Source organism: Gemmata sp. SH-PL17 (assembly GCF_001610855.1).
In the GTDB taxonomy this organism is placed as follows: domain Bacteria; phylum Planctomycetota; class Planctomycetia; order Gemmatales; family Gemmataceae; genus Gemmata; species Gemmata massiliana.
This window is the reverse complement of record NZ_CP011271.1, coordinates 8,451,968-8,467,961: the sequence shown is the minus strand read 5'-3', so window position 1 is coordinate 8,467,961 and position 15,994 is coordinate 8,451,968. Positions and strand designations below refer to the sequence as shown.

Annotated in this window: 17 protein-coding genes; 8 read left to right on the top strand and 9 right to left on the bottom strand. The window is 63.7% G+C overall.

What is annotated here, in order from left to right; translation table 11 throughout:
* Positions 1 to 6: 6 nt before the first annotated feature.
* From VT84_RS35270 to VT84_RS35250, 5 genes are all read right to left on the bottom strand, one after another.
* On the bottom strand, positions 7 to 474 hold the full coding sequence (locus tag VT84_RS35270) for a MarR family winged helix-turn-helix transcriptional regulator (RefSeq protein ID WP_052550254.1): 468 nt from the start codon (positions 472 to 474) through the stop codon (positions 7 to 9).
* Between the two features lie 118 nt (positions 475 to 592).
* Complete coding sequence (locus tag VT84_RS35265; RefSeq protein WP_082842815.1) at positions 593 to 1,108, bottom strand: cyclic nucleotide-binding/CBS domain-containing protein; 516 nt, start codon at positions 1,106 to 1,108, stop codon at positions 593 to 595.
* A gap of 151 nt (positions 1,109 to 1,259) precedes the next feature.
* Positions 1,260 to 2,294 (bottom strand): 2-oxoacid:ferredoxin oxidoreductase subunit beta, encoded by a 1,035-nt coding sequence (locus VT84_RS35260; protein ID WP_082842814.1) that lies wholly within the window; start codon positions 2,292 to 2,294, stop codon positions 1,260 to 1,262.
* Positions 2,295 to 2,389: 95 nt separating this feature from the next.
* Complete coding sequence (locus tag VT84_RS35255; protein WP_082842813.1) at positions 2,390 to 4,366, bottom strand: 2-oxoacid:acceptor oxidoreductase subunit alpha; 1,977 nt, start codon at positions 4,364 to 4,366, stop codon at positions 2,390 to 2,392.
* 300 nt (positions 4,367 to 4,666) lie between these two features.
* On the bottom strand, positions 4,667 to 5,194 hold the full coding sequence (locus VT84_RS35250; RefSeq protein ID WP_239465581.1) for a CBS domain-containing protein: 528 nt from the start codon (positions 5,192 to 5,194) through the stop codon (positions 4,667 to 4,669).
* Between the two features lie 229 nt (positions 5,195 to 5,423).
* Here VT84_RS35250 and VT84_RS35245 point away from each other — a divergent pair, with 229 nt between their 5' ends.
* The 5 genes from VT84_RS35245 (at position 5,424) to VT84_RS35225 (ending at position 8,639) form a co-directional block, all read left to right on the top strand.
* The gene (locus tag VT84_RS35245) at positions 5,424 to 6,272 is read left to right on the top strand and encodes a metallophosphoesterase (protein WP_239465580.1); all 849 of its coding nucleotides are present in this window, start codon (positions 5,424 to 5,426) and stop codon (positions 6,270 to 6,272) included.
* 78 nt (positions 6,273 to 6,350) lie between these two features.
* Entirely contained in the window at positions 6,351 to 7,055 is a 705-nt protein-coding gene (locus VT84_RS35240; RefSeq protein ID WP_052550256.1) for a class I SAM-dependent methyltransferase, read from the top strand.
* Positions 7,056 to 7,319: 264 nt separating this feature from the next.
* The gene (gene rpmI, locus VT84_RS35235; protein ID WP_052550258.1) at positions 7,320 to 7,526 is read left to right on the top strand and encodes a 50S ribosomal protein L35; all 207 of its coding nucleotides are present in this window, start codon (positions 7,320 to 7,322) and stop codon (positions 7,524 to 7,526) included.
* Positions 7,527 to 7,613: 87 nt separating this feature from the next.
* Entirely contained in the window at positions 7,614 to 7,991 is a 378-nt protein-coding gene (gene rplT, locus VT84_RS35230; protein WP_052550259.1) for a 50S ribosomal protein L20, read from the top strand.
* 162 nt (positions 7,992 to 8,153) lie between these two features.
* Positions 8,154 to 8,639, top strand: a complete 486-nt coding sequence (locus VT84_RS35225; RefSeq protein ID WP_157470188.1) for a hypothetical protein — start codon at positions 8,154 to 8,156, stop codon at positions 8,637 to 8,639.
* Positions 8,640 to 8,655: 16 nt separating this feature from the next.
* Here VT84_RS35225 and VT84_RS35220 read toward each other — a convergent pair whose 3' ends face one another.
* Together VT84_RS35220 and VT84_RS35215 are read right to left on the bottom strand one after the other, a co-directional pair.
* Entirely contained in the window at positions 8,656 to 9,792 is a 1,137-nt protein-coding gene (locus VT84_RS35220) for an NADH:flavin oxidoreductase/NADH oxidase (protein ID WP_082842812.1), read from the bottom strand.
* Positions 9,793 to 9,892: 100 nt separating this feature from the next.
* A complete protein-coding gene (locus VT84_RS35215; RefSeq protein ID WP_082842811.1) occupies positions 9,893 to 10,618 on the bottom strand; it encodes an RNA polymerase sigma factor in 726 nt (241 codons plus the stop codon).
* Between the two features lie 491 nt (positions 10,619 to 11,109).
* On the opposite strand from VT84_RS35215, the gene VT84_RS35210 reads away from it, so the two are divergent.
* The 3 genes from VT84_RS35210 (at position 11,110) to VT84_RS41530 (ending at position 14,098) form a co-directional block, all read left to right on the top strand.
* A complete protein-coding gene (locus tag VT84_RS35210) occupies positions 11,110 to 12,501 on the top strand; it encodes a hypothetical protein (protein WP_052550267.1) in 1,392 nt (463 codons plus the stop codon).
* Between the two features lie 169 nt (positions 12,502 to 12,670).
* Positions 12,671 to 13,441, top strand: coding sequence for a prolyl oligopeptidase family serine peptidase (locus VT84_RS35205; protein WP_052550269.1), 771 nt, complete (start codon positions 12,671 to 12,673; stop codon positions 13,439 to 13,441).
* A 12-nt stretch (positions 13,442 to 13,453) separates the two neighbouring features.
* Positions 13,454 to 14,098: a hypothetical protein gene (locus VT84_RS41530; protein ID WP_052550270.1), complete on the top strand. Its 645-nt coding sequence runs from the start codon at positions 13,454 to 13,456 to the stop codon at positions 14,096 to 14,098.
* Between the two features lie 39 nt (positions 14,099 to 14,137).
* On the opposite strand, the gene VT84_RS35195 is transcribed toward VT84_RS41530, so the two are convergent.
* Together VT84_RS35195 and VT84_RS35190 are read right to left on the bottom strand one after the other, a co-directional pair.
* Positions 14,138 to 15,247, bottom strand: a complete 1,110-nt coding sequence (locus VT84_RS35195) for a methyltransferase domain-containing protein (protein WP_052550272.1) — start codon at positions 15,245 to 15,247, stop codon at positions 14,138 to 14,140.
* Positions 15,248 to 15,307: 60 nt separating this feature from the next.
* The gene (locus VT84_RS35190) at positions 15,308 to 15,952 is read right to left on the bottom strand and encodes a hypothetical protein (RefSeq protein ID WP_052550274.1); all 645 of its coding nucleotides are present in this window, start codon (positions 15,950 to 15,952) and stop codon (positions 15,308 to 15,310) included.
* Positions 15,953 to 15,994 lie beyond the last annotated feature (42 nt).

Here is a 15,994-nt window from a genome sequence, read left to right as displayed (position 1 = left end):
CTGACCTCACGCTGGAGAGGAAACGGGGATTGTGGTGGGTTCTGTTTTGTCGGTCGAATTGCCGAGTCCGCGCGAAACGCTCTCGAGGAGCGAAAGTAAAAGTGGTGCGTTCTGTTCACCAACGGTCGCCAACAACCGCTCCCGAACCGATTCGCTCGCGGTCCACAGTTGTTCGTACACGCGACGCCCCTTCGCGGTTAGGGCGACGGTTCGAGCGCGGGCATCAGTCGGGTGCGGGGCACGCACCACGAGCTTCTGGCCCTCCAGGAGCAGGATCATTGCTCGCACCGTGTTCGGGTCGGACGCCGCGCGCCGGGCGAGTTCGCGCTGCGTGGTCGCCTCGCCGTGTGCCAGCGCCGCGATCAGAACGAACTGGTCGGCGGTGATGCCGTGCTCCGCGAGCGCGGCGTCCGTGCGCCGGTGCATTGCCAAATACGCCCCCCGAAGGGCCATCGCGAGGTCGTGACCGGTCATAGCGAGTTATCAATGAGTTTCGTATGTATACGTTCGATTCGCGACTGAGTGTATCTGTGGATCGACAGGAGAACTACTGAGAAAGAAATGAGAGCGAAAATTGAAGAACGGATTGTGCTCAGCCGTCGGCACAGAAAGCGGTGAGGTGGCGCAGGATGTCGCGGACCGAGATAACGCCCACGGGTCGGCCCGCGTCCACGACGGGAAGGTGGCGGTAGCCGCCCGCGTCCATCTTCCCCAGCGCGAACGCGAGCACGTCCGCGGGCGCGACCGTCTCCGGACTCGGGGTCATGAACTCGGTGACCGGAAGGGCCTCGAACCCGGGGGCGCCGGCGATTTTCGTCAGGAAATCGCGCTCGGTGAGGATGCCGACCAACTCACCGCTTGTACCGGTCACGAGAACCGCCCCGACGCGGTCCGTAATCATGCGCCGGATCGCGGCACCGAGGGTCGCGTCGGCGGGGACGGTGAGCGGCGGGCGCGGGTCGAGGACCGACACCGGATCGTTCATCAGGCTGGTTTCGACCGGCCCGTTCGGGGCCGGCACAGACAGGTGCGCGAGCGACAACTCACAGTTCGTGCACTTGTCCGCACCGGGCGGGTTCTTGTCGTAGCCGCAGGTGGGACAGTACATCGCGGGGTCCGTCGCAGGTCATCAAGTCAGAAGTCGCAAATCGTAAGGTCGGAATACAGAAAGTCGCGAACGTCGGGAAGCGGGCCTACAATCAGCCACTTCCCGACGTTCGCGACTTTGCGACCTTCGACCCGATGACTTGGCGGCAAAATCAAGAGACGGTCCACACGTCTTCGGCCTTGAAGAGATCCTCGATCTTGCCCGGCCCCTTCTTCTCGGTCGCGGTCTTGATGCGGGTATCGAGTTGCTCTTCGTAAGTGGGCTTCCGGATGTTGCGGAACACGCCGACCGGTTCGGGGAACGGGTTCGGGACACCGGCCTTCTGGTCGTGAACGAACCGACTCAGGAGGTACGCCAGCGTCGGCTCCTCGCTGTTCTCGTCGTGCGTCAGCAGGTCGTCGATCTGACAGTCCTTGCCGATCGTGACCACTTCCGGCTTCAGCCCGTTCAAGCGGATGCCCTTCGACTTGTCCTTCCCGAACACCATCGGCTTGCCGTGTTCGAGGTACAGGATGTTGTCGGCCTTCACCGCCTTGTCGGTCGCGTACTTGTAGACCTCGTCGTTGAAGATCACGCAGTTCTGGTAGATCTCCACGAACGCACTGCCCTTGTGCGCCGCGGCCTTCTGGAGCGTGGAGACGAGGTGCTGCACGTCCACGTCGATGGTCCGAGCGACGAACGTGGCCTCGGCCGCGAGCGCGAGCGACAGCGGGCGCACGGGCGTCTCGAACGACCCGCCGGGGCTGGTCTTGCTCGGCGTCCCCATGCGGCTCGCCGGCGAGTACTGGCCCTTCGTGAGGCCGTAGATCTCGTTGTTGAACAGGAGCACCTTGAGGTCCACGTTGCGACGCAGCGCGTGGATCAGGTGGTTCCCACCGATCGAGAGACCGTCCCCGTCCCCGGTAACGACCCAGACTTGCAGGTCGGGGTTGGCCAGGCGCAGACCGGTCGCGAAGGTCGGCGCGCGACCGTGGATCGTGTGGAACCCGTAGGTGTTCATGTAGTACGGGAACCGGCTGGAGCAGCCGATCCCGGAGACGAACGCGAGCTTCTCGCGCGGGACGCCCACCGTGGTGAGCGCCTTCTTCATTTGCGCGAGAATGGAGTAGTCGCCGCACCCGGGGCACCACCGGACTTCCTGGTCGGTGGTGAGTTCCTTTGTCGTGAGCGGGAGAGCAGTAGCCATTGGTATGTATGTGTTGGGTATTTAATGTTGGATGTTAGACACTTTGTTTATTTCGTGAGCCGGGAGCGACATTCGCTCCCGGCTCGGCATGATCGTTACGCGACGGGCGACAGGCCCAGCGCCTTTTCGATAGCGGCTTCGATTTCGGACACCAAGAACGGCTTGCCCTGGACCTTGTTCAGCCCCTCGGCGGGTGCGAGGTACTTCGCGCGGAGCAGCCAGCAGAGTTGACCGGTGTTGAGTTCGGGCACCAGGATCTTCTTGTACCGCTTCAGCACGTCCGCGGTGTTCTTCGGCATCGGGTTCAGGTAGCGGAAGTGTACCTGCGCGATCTTCAGCCCCTTGCGCCGGGCGCGTTCCACCGCGGTCGTGATGCTGCCGTAGGTGCCGCCCCACCCGGCCACCAACAGGTCCGCGTCGGCGTCGCCGGTCACCGCGAGTTCCGGGATCGTTTCCGCGATGTTCTCGATCTTCTTCGCGCGCGTGTTGGTCATGTGCTCGTGGTTCGCCGGCTCGTAGTTGATGTTGCCGGTGATGTCTTGCTTTTCGATGCCGCCGATGCGGTGCTCGAGCTCCGGGGTACCCGGGATCGCCCACGGCCGGGACAGGTACTCGTCGCGCTTGTAGGGCAGGAATTTGCCCGCGGCGCCCTCGCCGACTTCGTGGACGAGGCCGGTGTCCTCGCTGTTGTGCTCGGTCGGGTGCGTGATCGGGATCGGCACGAGGTCCGCAACCGCGGGGATCTTCCACGGCTCCGAGCCGTTCGCGATGTACCCGTCCGACAGGTAGAACACCGGGCACATGAACCGCGCCGCGATGCGCACGGCCTCGATCGCCATATCGAAGCAGTCCACCGGTGATTGCGGGGCGACGATCGCGACCGGGCTGTCCCCGTTGCGGCCGAACATCGCTTGCAGCAGGTCGGACTGTTCCGTCTTCGTGGGCAGCCCGGTGCTGGGACCGCCGCGCTGGACGTCCACGATGACGAACGGCAGTTCCGTCATCACCGCGAGGTTAATGGCCTCGCTCTTGAGGCACACGCCCGGCCCGCTGGTGCCGGTGACCCCGATCGCGCCGCCGTAGCTGGCCCCGATCGCGACGCCCGCGGCGGCGATCTCGTCTTCCGCCTGGAACGTCTTCACCCCGAACCGCCGCAGCTCGGTCAGCCCTTCGAGGATCGAGCTGGCGGGCGTGATCGGGTAGCCCGCGTACACGATCGTCTTCTTCGCGAGCTGGCCGGCCACGGCGAGCCCCAGGACCGCGGCCTCGTTCCCGGTGATCTTGCGGTAGGTGCCGGGCGTGATCTGCGCCTTGGCGACCTGGTACTGCACCGGCAGGATCTCGACCGTTTCGCCGTAGTTGTACCCGGCCTTGAGCGCCTGCGTGTTGGCCTTCAGGACGGGCATGTGCTCGGGCTTCTTGCCGAACTTCTCCTTGATCCACTTCAGCGTGGCTTCGAGCGGGCGCTCGTACATCCAGTACACGAGACCGAGCGCGAAGAAGTTCTTGCACCGGTCCTGTTCGCGCGGCGTGAGCCCGCAATCCTTCACCGATTCAATGGTGAGCTTCGCGACCGACACGCGGATCACGCGGTAGCCCTTCAGCGACCCGTCGTCGAGCGGGTTGACCTTGTAGTTCGCCTTCTTCAGGTCGCTCGTCTCGAAGCCGTCGGTGTTGACGACGAGGATGCCGCCGGGTTGCAGATCCTTGATGTTCGTCTTGAGCGCCGCGGCGTTCATCACGACGAGCGTGTCGAGGTCGTCGCCGGGCGTGTGGATGTCGGTACTGGAGAAGTGGACCTGGAACCCGGACACCCCGGCGAGCGTGCCGGCTGGGGCGCGAATTTCGGCGGGGAAGTCGGGGAACGTCGCGATGTCGTTGCCGAGGAGGGCCGAGGTGTCGGTGAACCGGGTGCCCGCGAGCTGCATCCCGTCGCCGGAGTCGCCGGCGAACCGGATGGTGATCGACTCGCGCGTCTCGATCTTTTTGGGGTGGCCGTTCGTATGGCCGTTGGTGCCGCTCGCGCCGGTCGCGGACTGCGTGTCTGCGGGAGAGGCATTATCGGAACTCATCGCCCGATCCTTTGAGTATTGGGAGGAGAGGTTTTGCGGGTCGCAGGTGCGGTTGGGTTTATCTTACACGCGGCGCCGAAAACGGGGACAGAACTTCGGCGCCGGGTACTGGCCCGTTCAAAAAAGAATACGCGGTACGGAAGGTATATTTGACAGGGAAATGAGCCGCGCGATCCGGACCGGGGGCAAAATGAGAAATGAACCCGTGGGATGAAGTTACAGCGCTCGACTTGCGAGATATTGCGTCTTCGCGGCGAAGCATTAAGCCCGACGAGAGCGCGGGGCGTGTGGCTTCTTTGCTCAGGCGCCTTCGGGCGATTCGGGATAGCGGTCCGGTTCGGGCGGGAGGTTGAAAACCAGCCCCGGGAAGTGTTCGACGAGGTAGTGAACGACGCGCCGGGCCGAGAGCATCCCGACCGGGCGCCCGGACTCGTCCACCACGGGCAGGTGCCGGTAGCCGCCCTTCTGCATCCGCTTCACAGCGGTTCGGACAGAATCCTTGGGAGCCACCGTGATCGGCGACTCGGTCATGACCGCACGGACCGAGGCTTCGAGCGAGCGACCGGAGGCGAGCACCCGCGTCAGCAGGTCACGCTCGGTGAAGATACCGACCACGCGCCCGCGCTCGGTGATGAGCAAACAGCCGACGTTCTGGGTCCGCATTTCTTCGACCGCGTCGGCGACGGTCCCGCTCACGTCGATGGCGCGCGGCGGGGCCGGGTCCAACCGGGACACGCTGTCCACCTTCAGGTTGCGGGACAGCTCCATCGGGTACAGGCCGAGCATCGGTACGATCGGACGGCGACGCGGGTTCGGTGCAAAACTCATTCGGCGTTCCGGCGGGCGAAAAGCGACAACCTCTCGCGTCGTGCGAGAAGTGAATGGGGGGCCGCCCCGGAGAGCATTTGACAACGCTACTCCGATATTCTCCGAAAGTGATCCCCTCGGACAAGATCAAGTGTTTCAATGTTACGTCACGTTACTCCCAGGCGCCGGATCAATTTCGCGCGCCCGCGTGGTACAATGTCGGAACTCCCGTATCTGCCGAGGACCGTTCGTGCCCGCGCCCGATCGCATGTTGACGCACCTCCGCCAGGCGATCACGCTGATCCGCGCCACCCCCGGGCGCCGCGGACACACCGTGGCCCTGGAGGACTGCACCGAGGTACTCGTCGCCGGTGACCTGCACGGCCATGTCCCGCACTTCCAGGCGATGCTGAAGTTCGCGGACCTCGCGAACCACCCCACGCGGCACTTCGTGCTCCAGGAAGTGATCCACGGGAAGTTCCGCTACCCGAAGGGCGGGGACAAGTCGCACCAGATCGTCGACCTCTTCAGCGCACTGAAGGGCCAGTTCCCGAAGCAGGTTCACTACCTCCCGGGCAACCACGAACTGGCGCAGTGGACGAACCGCCCCGTCCTTAAAGCAGACGAAAACCAGAACGCGCTGTTTCAGGAAGGTGTGAACGAGGCTTACGGCCCCGCGTTCGGGCCGAAGATCTACGCCGCGTACCTCGAACTCTTCCAGGCGCTCCCGGTCGCGCTTCGCGCGCCGAACGGCGTGCTGATGTCTCACAGTCTTCCCGCCGCGCGGTTCCTCCCACTATTCGACCCGGCGCGCCTGGAGCGCGAGGTACACCAGGACGAAGACTTACAGCCGGGGGGTTCGGTCCACAGCCTGCTCTGGGGGCGCGACACGAGCACGGACGCGGCCGCGAACTTCCTCCGCAAGATGGGCTGTGACCTGCTGGTGAGCGGGCACATTGCCTGCGACAACGGGTTCGCGGCGCCGAACGACCGGCAACTGATTCTAGATTGCGCCGAAGCGCCCGCCGCGTTCGTGCTGTTCCCCGCCGAGCGCAAACTCACGCACGCCGATCTGGTCGCGTGCGTGAAAACGATTTGAGTCGCGCGCCCGGTGTTTAGTAAGACAACGTCGCGGTGAGCGCCCGCCCCGAGCGCTGGAAACTGAACCTAATACGCAATGCAACCACGTTTTCACTGCACGCCCCCCGAAGCGGTCACCGAGACCGTTCGCGAAACGGTGTTCGTCGGCGACTACACGTTTCTCATCGACCGACCCGCTAACTCCGACAAGTTACTCGACCTCCCGTGGTGCCGGTCCGCGTACATCGCCGACGAGTACGTTCCGTATTGGCCGACGCTCTGGCCGAGCGCGCGGATGCTCGCGAAGGCCGTGCTGCGCGAGCCGTGGGAGAACTACGCGCAACCGGTCGAGGTACTGGAAGTTGGGTGTGGGTTGGGGCTCGCCGGGGTCGCGTGCCTCGCGCGCGGGTTGCGGGTTACTTTTTCCGACGTGGATGAAACCGCGCTCACATTCGCCGCGGCCAATGCGCGCCTCAACGGATACACGCAAGGGTTTCGGACGCGACCGATCGATTTCCGCTGCCCACCGGACGACGTGACGTATCCCGTGGTGATCGGGTCCGACCTGATGTACGAGGAGCGGCTCGTCGGCCCGCTCGTGACTTTACTCGAATCCGTTCTCGCACCCGACGGCGTGTGCCTGATCGCGGACCCGGACCGTCTACCGGCGCGAGTGTTCCGGTGGAAACTCGAAGAGGCCGGGTACAGCGTCACGCCCGACTTCGCCCGCGCCGGCGAACCCGGCGGCGAGCGCACGAAGGGCACCATCTACCGCATTAAGAGGAATGTCGGGCGAGAGTAATCCCGCCTCAATCGACTCACAGCGGCGCGAATCGCAGAAAGGCTTCGGATCTCCGCTCGCGCTCTCAATCTGCCCCTTCCCGGCCGTTCTCACGGTTCCTACAATCACGTTTCCGAGTTTTTTACCGGTCGCACCACGCGCCCGGTTCCGCGAGCCGCCACTCGGACCTTCGGGCGTTCCCGGAGGGGCGGTTCTAACCCCAGTGCCACGGGGAACCTAAGACGGAGGCTCGACCTCCGCTCCCCCGCACGGAGCATTCGGATCATGGCCACCAAGAACAAGACGAACAAGAGCGTCAAAAAGCGGGTCCGCGTGACCGCCACCGGCAAGCTGAAGTACGGCAAGGTCGGTCGGCGCCACTTGAACGCCCACATGAAGGCCAAGCGGAAGCGGCAGCTCCGTCGGGCCGGGGTGATCGGTGACCGTCCCAAGGTGCAGAAGAAGTACAAGATCGCCCTCGGCGTTCTGTAAACACGCACCACTCTGCCGTTCTCAAGTGAGAGCAGGCGGGCACTAAACGCTCTTATTCATCAACATTCTTCATAAGGGATCACGGTCATGGTTCGCGCTCGTAGTAAAGCAACAACGGCGGCTCGTAAGAAGCGCACGCGCAAACTCACCAAGGGCTTCCGCCTCGGTCGGCACAACCTGTTCCGGATGGCGATGACCACGCTCATCCGGTCCCGCGTGTACGCCTTCCGCGACCGCAAGACGAAGAAGCGCCAGTACCGCCGCATTTGGATTGTCCGCATCAACGCGGCGTGCCGCATGCGCGGGCTGCGGTACAGCGAGTTCATCCACGGGCTGCAACTGGCCAACGTGATGCTCGACCGCAAGTCGCTGTCGGAAACCGCCATCCACGACCCGGCCGCGTTCGATAAGCTGGTCGAACTCGTGAAGGCGACCCTCGCCGAACACGCTCCCAAGAAGGCCTAAAGATCGAAAGCCAAGAACCCGGGGCCGCTTGCCCCGGGTTCTTGGCTTTTCAGCCCGACCTCATCGCGCACGAACGAACCACAGGTCGCGCGTTTCTCTGCGGCCATTTCTGTCTCTTCGCACTTCCTGACGTTGCTTCCACCCAGGACACGCGGGTGATCGATGCCCATCGTATATCACTGCCCACACTGTCGACAGCCCGTTACCGTGCCCGACGCGATGCTCGGTCAGGCGATCGGGTGCCCGCACTGTCGCGGGGCGTTTCAGACGTTCCCCGCAACTCCCGCCGTACCCGCTCCGCCCGCGCAACAACAACCACTCTCGCTCGACGACGAACCGACCGACACCGCGAGCGCGTTCGATCAACTGGATGCCCCGCGCTCGCGACGTGCAGCGCGTTACCGCTCGCAAAAGAAGGGAACGCCGCTCCCGAACATTACGGCCACGATCGCCGCAGTTATCGGCAGCGCGATCGTCATGGCTTACAACCAAGCCAATCGGCGCCCCGGGCAGGGGTTCGACGTCACGGAAATGCTCATTTCGGCCGTTGTGGGCGGCATCAGCGCCGGTATCGGGTTCGGGATCGGCAAGCTCATTGAGGGCAACACGAGCGATCATTCCAACCGCTCGCGGCGCGGCAACGACTGAAGTTCACTCTTCTTTCTCACGTCCTCCGTTTGACCGCATAGCCGTATTGCGTGGGCCACGTGGGTTCCTGGCTCAGAGCTTGCTGAGCCTTCAGTGCCCAGTATGGTTCGCGCAGCATTTCGCGCGCAAGAAGCACTAAATCAGCCGCACCAGACGTGACGACTTCGTTCGCCTGGTGCGGGTCCGGAATCAGCCCGACGGCGCCCGTTAGCAATCCGGTTTGAGAGCGAATTTCGTCTGCGAACGGTACCTGGTACCCTTTCCCAACGGGGATCTTCGCGTGCGGCACGAGTGCGCCGCTCGAACAGTCGATCAGGTCGACGCCGAGCGGCTTGAGCGCCTTCGCGAGTTCCACTGATTGCGGCAAATCCCACCCGCCCTCGACCCAGTCGGTCGCCGAAATGCGCACGAACAGTGGTAGGTCTTGCGGGAGCACAGCACGAACAGCTTTCGTGGTTTCGAGAACGAGCCGCATCCGGTTTTCGAGGCTGCCGCCGTACTGGTCCGTGCGGTGGTTCGAGAGCGACGAAAGGAACTCGTGCAGCAAATAGCCGTGGGCCGAGTGGATCTCGATGACGCGGAAACCGGCCTTCACTGCGCGCTGGGCCGCAACTCGGAACTGTTCGGTGACGGCTCGAATGCCGGCTTCATCGAGTGCGGTCGGCGCGCGGCTACCCTCGGTAAAGGGAATCGCGCTCGGCGCCACGTGTTGCCATCCGCCGGCATTCAGCGCGAGTTGCTCCCCACCCTCCCACGGAAGGCCACAACTCGCCTTTCGCCCCGCGTGCGCGATCTGGATACCGGGTACCGCGCCCATTCGTGTCACGAACGCAGCGATGCGAGCGAGCGCGTCGGCGTGTGCGTCACTCCAGATGCCGAGGTCGCCCGGTGTGATGCGCCCTTCGGGCGCGACCGCAGTCGCCTCCACAAACACAAGCCCCGCGCCGCCGGCCGCGCGGCTCCCGAGGTGGACGAGGTGCCAGTCGTCCGCCATACCGTCGGTCGCACAGTATTGGCACATTGGCGAAACAACGATGCGGTTCCGGAACGTGACCCCGCGAATCGTGAGCGGGGACAAGAGATCGGTGTCCGGCAGGTTACGGTCGTGGCTGACCCCCGACGGACACCCCGCCGCGTGCGATGGTTCGCTCATAGTGAAATCGTGTTGTGATGTGAACTGGGCGAAGTCAAAACAGACGACGGGAAAATGGACAACGAAACGCTTGAACGGGCCGAGCCCCGGCCCCTTCGGTTCACTCCGACGCTTCGGTCCTGTGTTCCGGGATCGGCTCCATCTTTGACTTGGACTTGGGTGCCTTCGGCGGCTTTGGTGTCGCGATGGGAGCGGCCTTAGGCACCTTCACCGTGCGCGGGTCGGGCATCGCAGCGCTGGCAGCGCTGGCCGTCTCGCGGAGCTTTTTGCGCGCACGCGACAGCACCGCACCGATGGTGTTCACCGGGACGTCCGTTTCCGTGCTGATCTCTTCGTAAGTGCGGCCCTCAAGATAGTAGAGCCGAACGATTTCCTTCTCCCGCCCCGAGAGCCGCCGGAGCAACTTCTCGACTTCTTCGAGGCTCTCCATGCCCTTTTGTGCGGCCGGTGCGTCGTCGGGTTCCGGCTCTGCCAACCGCGACTCGCCGCGCTTGATGGCGTCCTTCACCTTCTGGCGCCGGACCAGTTCGTGAACGCAGATGCGCCGGGCCACGACCGCGAGGTACGTCGCGAGGCTGGACTGCTTGCGGAACTCGCGGAGCACTTTGAAGTTGTTCGCGACGATCTGGAGGAGCACTTCGGCCGCGATGTCCTCGACGTCCTCGGGGCCGACACGGGCACTGCGCAGGTGCGCGGTGTAACCGATCGTGTGATAGATGAGGCTGAGGAACCGGTCCACGAAATCGTTCCACGACCCCGGCTCGCGGTTCAAACACCGTTTAAGCAGGTCGCGGTCCACCGCGGTGAACGGAGTATCGGCATCCACGGCCTTGTGCCTCGGTTGTTCGTCAGAGGGGCACGTCCAACAATATAAAGCCTAGCCGGTGACAGAACCTTTCACAACGGCCGGGTGCGAATCCGTCCACACCCCCATTTTACCCACCGCCGGCGCGACCGGCACAACCGGAGCTCAATCGGCTCCGGATTCACGAGCGGTGATTCGCAACGGGGCTTGCTGGGGCCGAGCCCCGGCGAAATAATCGCCCACCGAACGAAGCCAGTCAACAACATCACTCCACAAATGCGCCCGTTACACAAATACGCCACTCAACCCACCGGTACACTATTCCGCGCCAAAGGCACAATCGTTGCAAAAGGATGAATCACCGATCGTGGCAAGCTTGAGTGAATCTTTGCAAAATCACGTAACGAGCCGGTTGTCAGCCCCTTGAGAGCGTTTCGTTCGACTGGTAGGCTAAAACCCGTGTTCGCGTTCCACTCCGATTAACCTCTTTGATCGGCCCCCGAGGAACCTCAATGCGCACGACGCCCATCACGGCCGTATTTGGGTTGCTGCTCGTCACGACGTTCGCGGTCGGTGGGAAAGAACGGTACTACGACTCCGGTTCACCGGCCTCGATGCCAATGGTGGCCGATCGGCCCGGGGACGCGGCCGTTGAGCAGATGATTAAGGATCTCGGGGCGGAGGACTGGCGCACCCGCGAACAAGCCGGGCGCGACCTGACCGCGCAGGGCGAGCGCGCGCTGCCGTACATGCGCCGCGTGCTTCTGGCGACCGATAACCCGGAGGTCCAACGCCGGCTCGCGGTGCTCGTCAAGAAACTGGACTTCGATCGGCTTGTGGCGCCTAAGCTCGTCACCCTCAGCGCGAAGGACCGGAGCGCCCAGGACGTCGTCGCCGACATCGCCAGGCAAACCGGCTACAAGATCGACACCAGCAACATGCAGATGAACACGAAGCACTCCTTCGAGTTCAACGATACGCCGTTCTGGAAGGCCATCGACGCCGTGGCGACCGCGTGCGGGTGTAACGTGTACACGGAATACCAGGACGACACGATCCGCCTCTACAACCAGGACTCCGTAAGCCCCTACGTGGCCTACGCGGGGCCGTTTCGGTTCACCGCCACCAACATCAACTGCAACCGCAGCGTGCAACTCTCCAACCTCAGCCGGCGCGGAGGAGGCGACCGCGTCACCGAGTACATGAGCCTGAGCTTCCAGGTGCAGTCCGAACCGAAGAACCCGATGCTCAGCATCTCACAGCCTGAGTTGACCGTTGCGACCGACAACCTGGGCGGGTCCATGCTGCCCCCGCGCGAGAACAACAATTACGCATACCGGTCGGGCTACTACAACCAGGGGAACCGCTCGCACAACCACTCGATGAGCGTGAACCTGACCCGCGTCGACCGCGGCGCGACGAGCATCAAGGAACTGAAGGGGCGCGTCCGCGTCGAGTTACTCTCGGGCACGTCGCCCGAAGTGACAGTCGCGGACCCACTGAAAGTGAAGAAGAAGACCTTCACCGGGCGCACCGCGGACCTCGAAGTGACCACTGTCGACGCGGACGCGAACAACAAGGGCGTGTACACGGTCAACGTGACCGCCAAGAACCGCGCCCCGGTGGACCCGCGCCGCGGGGACGACTACATGTGGGCCAACAACCTCCAACAGCGGATCGAGCTGTCGGACGAGAACGGAAACAAGTACTTCAGCTACGGAATGCAGTCGAGTAGTTACACGCCGGGCGGGTACCAGATGACGCTGATGTTCGGGCCGGATGACCGCCGCACCGGGCGCCCCGCCCCCTTTAAACTCGGCGCCCCCACGCGGCTCGTGCTCACGGAATGGCACACGGTTACCCACGAAGTGACGTTCGAGTTCAAGAACGTCCCGCTCCCGTAATACGACGTGGCGGGTCGGCAAACTTCACAGCCCGGAACCCGATCACAGACAGGCGACGATCGCTTGCCTGTGATCGGATTCCGGGCTGCGGCTTCTTGCAAACAACCCGCGCCCAATCACACTCTACGGCTCATCTCCTTCCCACCGGAACGAAAGACTCGGAGCTTCTATGCGTCAGGTGCTCACGGCGTTCGCGTTTACGCTCTCGTCCACGGCCACGGGTGCGGTGGAACCGGAGGCCAAAGAGTTCAAGGCCGACGGGACGACACTCCCCTACCGGCTGATAAAGCCGGCCGACGCGGAAGCCGGAAAGAAGTATCCGCTCGTCCTGATCTTACACGGAGCCGGCGAACGCGGCACTGACAACAAGAAGCAGCTCGTGTGGTTCTGGAAGGACAAGCAGCCGAGCGTCACGACACGTCCGGAAGTCGCCGCAGAGAAGGCGTTCGTAGTAGTGCCGCAATGTCCGGAAGGTAAACGCTGGGTCGAGGTGCCGTGGGAGAAGGGGAGCTACAAATCTCCGGAGATCGGCGAACCGCTGAAACTCGCACTCGCGTTAACGGATTCGCTCCTCAAGGATTTGCCCATCGATCCGGACCGTGTGTACGTCGTCGGGATGTCAATGGGCGGCTACGGGGCGCTCGACGCGGTGCAGCGCCGGCCCGAATTGTTCGCCGCGTGTGTACCGATTTGCGGCGCCGGCGACGTGAGCAAGGCGAAGGACATCGCTCACGTTCCGGTGTGGGCGTTCCACGGCGACGCCGACACCGCGGTGCCGGTACGCGGCTCGCGCGAGATCGTTGACGCGCTCAAGAAAGCCGGCGCGGAGCCGAAGTACACCGAGTACCCGAAAGTGGGGCACAACAGTTGGTCGCCCGCGTTCGAGGAGAAAGAATTCTGGAACTGGATCTTCTCACAGAAGCGCAAGCCGAAGAAGTGAGCGGAGAGCGCAATGACGGAAACGCAATGGCTGACGGACGATGACCCGGAGCGCTGGTTGTACCCGGAGCGCGTTCAAGAGCGGAGCGCGCGAAAGCTCCGCCTCTTTTGTGTTGCTTGTAGTCGCAGAATCTGGACTCTTTTGCCCGAGGAATGTCAGCTCGCTGTTGAAACTGCGGAAGACTACGCAGATGATCGTGCGACCAGCAGCGTTTTGCTCAGGATGGCAGAAATCGCTCGACGCATCGCCAATAACGCTGATGGTAATGCGCAGGACGCGGCCGATGCTGCCGCTTCAACGGCCGAACCCGATATCCAAAATTATGCATTTTCAGTGAGCGTTTGTGCGGCCAAAGCCGTCTGGATCTCGGGACCAGATCAAACCGCGGAACTGGCCGCACAAGCCAACATACTCCGCGAAATCTTCGGGAACCCGTTCCGCCCGGCCCCCTTCACTCCCGCGTGGCGCACGTCCGATGTGTTGCTGCTTGCGGACGGTATCTACGCGGAACGGGCGTTCGACCGACTGCCGATCCTCGCAGACGCACTCCAAGATGCGGGCTGCGATACCGCGGCTATCCTCGATCACCTTCGCGACCCAAACGCTTCGCATGTCCGCGGTTGCTGGGCACTCGATCTGGTGCTGGGGGAGGAGTGAATCCGGCTCCGTGGGCCGAAGCCGCCCAACAGCACGAGATCATATCGCGGGTTTGTTCCACACGCTCAGAATGGCCGGCTGACCGAGCAGTCGCACGCGGGTCTGGCGCGCTTGCGACCAGCGGTGCGCGTGCAGCGTGCGCTTCAGCCCTTCGTGCTCCATCGCAAGCAGCACCGCTCGGCCGCCCGGTTTTAGCACGCGGTCCCACTCTTCCGCAGCAGCCTCGTACAGTGGCCCGATCTGCTCGATGGACGAGAGCTGCTTACCGAACGGCGGGTTCGATATGATCCGGTCCACGCTGGCGGTCTCCAGCGGCAGGGCGGTGGCGTCCCAACGTGCGAGGGACGCGCGGCCGACGTTTTCCAGGTTCTGCGACGTAACGAACACCGCGTTCGGGTCGATGTCGCCGCCGATCACGCGGACCTGCCCCCCGCGGCTCCGCTTTTCGGCCACGTCGAGCGTTTCGGCCAGAATCGTTCCGGCCCCGCAGAACGGGTCGAGCACGGTCATTTCCGGCCCGATCCCTGCCAGTCGAACCATCGCCGCCGCCACGGTTGGGCGCAGTGACGCCGCGATGTGGTCCAGCTTGTACGTCCGGTGGCGCATCGTGCGGTCCGAGAGGCGCACGCCGCACACGGCCGTTTTGCTGTAGATCGTCAGCCAGATTTCGAGCCAGGCGTTCTCGTTGCTGTAGTGCCAACCGTGGGGGATCTTCCCGGCCAACCCCTCAATGAACGCCGCGCGCGCGTCGGCCCGGCGGAACCCGTGCTCGCCCTGCATCTGGCACACGAGGTGGTACGTCGGGCGCCCCTTCGTTTTGGGCCGGATCTTGTGGTGCAGTTTGAACAGGTGGTCCCAGTCCGGCTTGCGGGCCGTCCAGGTACGGAGCGTTTCGAGGTCTTCGGACTTGTAGGTGAGCGAGTCCGATCCCCACGCCATCAGGAACACGTCTTCCGTGGTGCGGAGCGACAGCACCTTGTCGTTCAGGGTGTCCGTGCGGAACACGACCAGCCCGCGCGCGGTTTTCTTCACCTCGCCGCCAATGTCGCGGGTGATCTCGTCGGCCGCGGTAGATTCGATCCCGCCGTGGGTCATGGCGTAGAGCGGCGGGAGCGGTTTGTCGTCGGTCGGTCGGCCGGAGCGGGACATCGTTAACTCTTGCGCGGGCGAAAGCAAACAGACATGATAGCAGATTTACGGCCGTTCGTGTTACCGCTGGAAGTGCTCGCGCCCCTCGGCCGAGCCGAGCATCAATAGGCCCCACAACCCCGCGATCGCTCCAGGGATACAGCACAAATGCGCGAAATTGAGTGCCGCGAGTACGCACGCCACCTGCGCGAGGCGGTAACTGCGCCGCAGCACAATCGACAATCCGCCCAAAAATACGACTACACTCACCACGAGCGACGCGGGCAGAATCCACCGGAACTGGCCGAGTAGCTGTTCCGTTTCCTGGGCGTCGTTTTCGGCCTGCTTTTCGGGCGGGCCGCCCGCACCGACGCCCATTTTGCGCAGCGTTTCGACCTGCTTGGCCGCCCACTCTTTTCCTTTGACCGGGTCGGCCACCAAAACGAGTAGCCAGGCGTTTACGAGCACGCCCATCACACCACACAGGAGCAGCCCGAACGCCGGGAGCATGAGCATGACGTCCGGCCGCGTCCTGGGCTTCGGTGCCCCAGTGGTCGCCGGGCGCGAGATCAGTTCGGCTTCGGTGAGCTGGCCGCCCGCGCGCACCGGAGCGCGGAACATCGCCTTACACTCCGGGCACTGGACTTGCGTGCCGAGCCAGTCGAGCGGTACGCGGACCACGTGTTTGCACGCCGGACACGCGATAATTTCCGTTTCGGGCGTCATCTTCAAACAGTCCCCCCGGTTCAGGTCCACACGCGGGTAGAA

Coding starts and splice junctions, on each gene's coding strand:
- VT84_RS41530 (WP_052550270.1), top strand. CDS start 13,454: ATGACGGAAACGCAATGGCTGACGGACGATGACCCGGAGCGCTGGTTG.
- rpmI (WP_052550258.1), top strand. CDS start 7,320: ATGGCCACCAAGAACAAGACGAACAAGAGCGTCAAAAAGCGGGTCCGC.
- VT84_RS35190 (WP_052550274.1), bottom strand. CDS start 15,952: ATGACGCCCGAAACGGAAATTATCGCGTGTCCGGCGTGCAAACACGTG.
- VT84_RS35255 (WP_082842813.1), bottom strand. CDS start 4,366: ATGAGTTCCGATAATGCCTCTCCCGCAGACACGCAGTCCGCGACCGGC.
- VT84_RS35270 (WP_052550254.1), bottom strand. CDS start 474: ATGACCGGTCACGACCTCGCGATGGCCCTTCGGGGGGCGTATTTGGCA.
- VT84_RS35210 (WP_052550267.1), top strand. CDS start 11,110: ATGCGCACGACGCCCATCACGGCCGTATTTGGGTTGCTGCTCGTCACG.
- VT84_RS35250 (WP_239465581.1), bottom strand. CDS start 5,194: ATGAGTTTTGCACCGAACCCGCGTCGCCGTCCGATCGTACCGATGCTC.
- VT84_RS35220 (WP_082842812.1), bottom strand. CDS start 9,792: ATGAGCGAACCATCGCACGCGGCGGGGTGTCCGTCGGGGGTCAGCCAC.
- VT84_RS35205 (WP_052550269.1), top strand. CDS start 12,671: ATGCGTCAGGTGCTCACGGCGTTCGCGTTTACGCTCTCGTCCACGGCC.
- VT84_RS35265 (WP_082842815.1), bottom strand. CDS start 1,108: ATGTACTGTCCCACCTGCGGCTACGACAAGAACCCGCCCGGTGCGGAC.
- VT84_RS35260 (WP_082842814.1), bottom strand. CDS start 2,294: ATGGCTACTGCTCTCCCGCTCACGACAAAGGAACTCACCACCGACCAG.
- VT84_RS35225 (WP_157470188.1), top strand. CDS start 8,154: ATGCCCATCGTATATCACTGCCCACACTGTCGACAGCCCGTTACCGTG.
- VT84_RS35240 (WP_052550256.1), top strand. CDS start 6,351: ATGCAACCACGTTTTCACTGCACGCCCCCCGAAGCGGTCACCGAGACC.
- rplT (WP_052550259.1), top strand. CDS start 7,614: ATGGTTCGCGCTCGTAGTAAAGCAACAACGGCGGCTCGTAAGAAGCGC.
- VT84_RS35195 (WP_052550272.1), bottom strand. CDS start 15,247: ATGTCCCGCTCCGGCCGACCGACCGACGACAAACCGCTCCCGCCGCTC.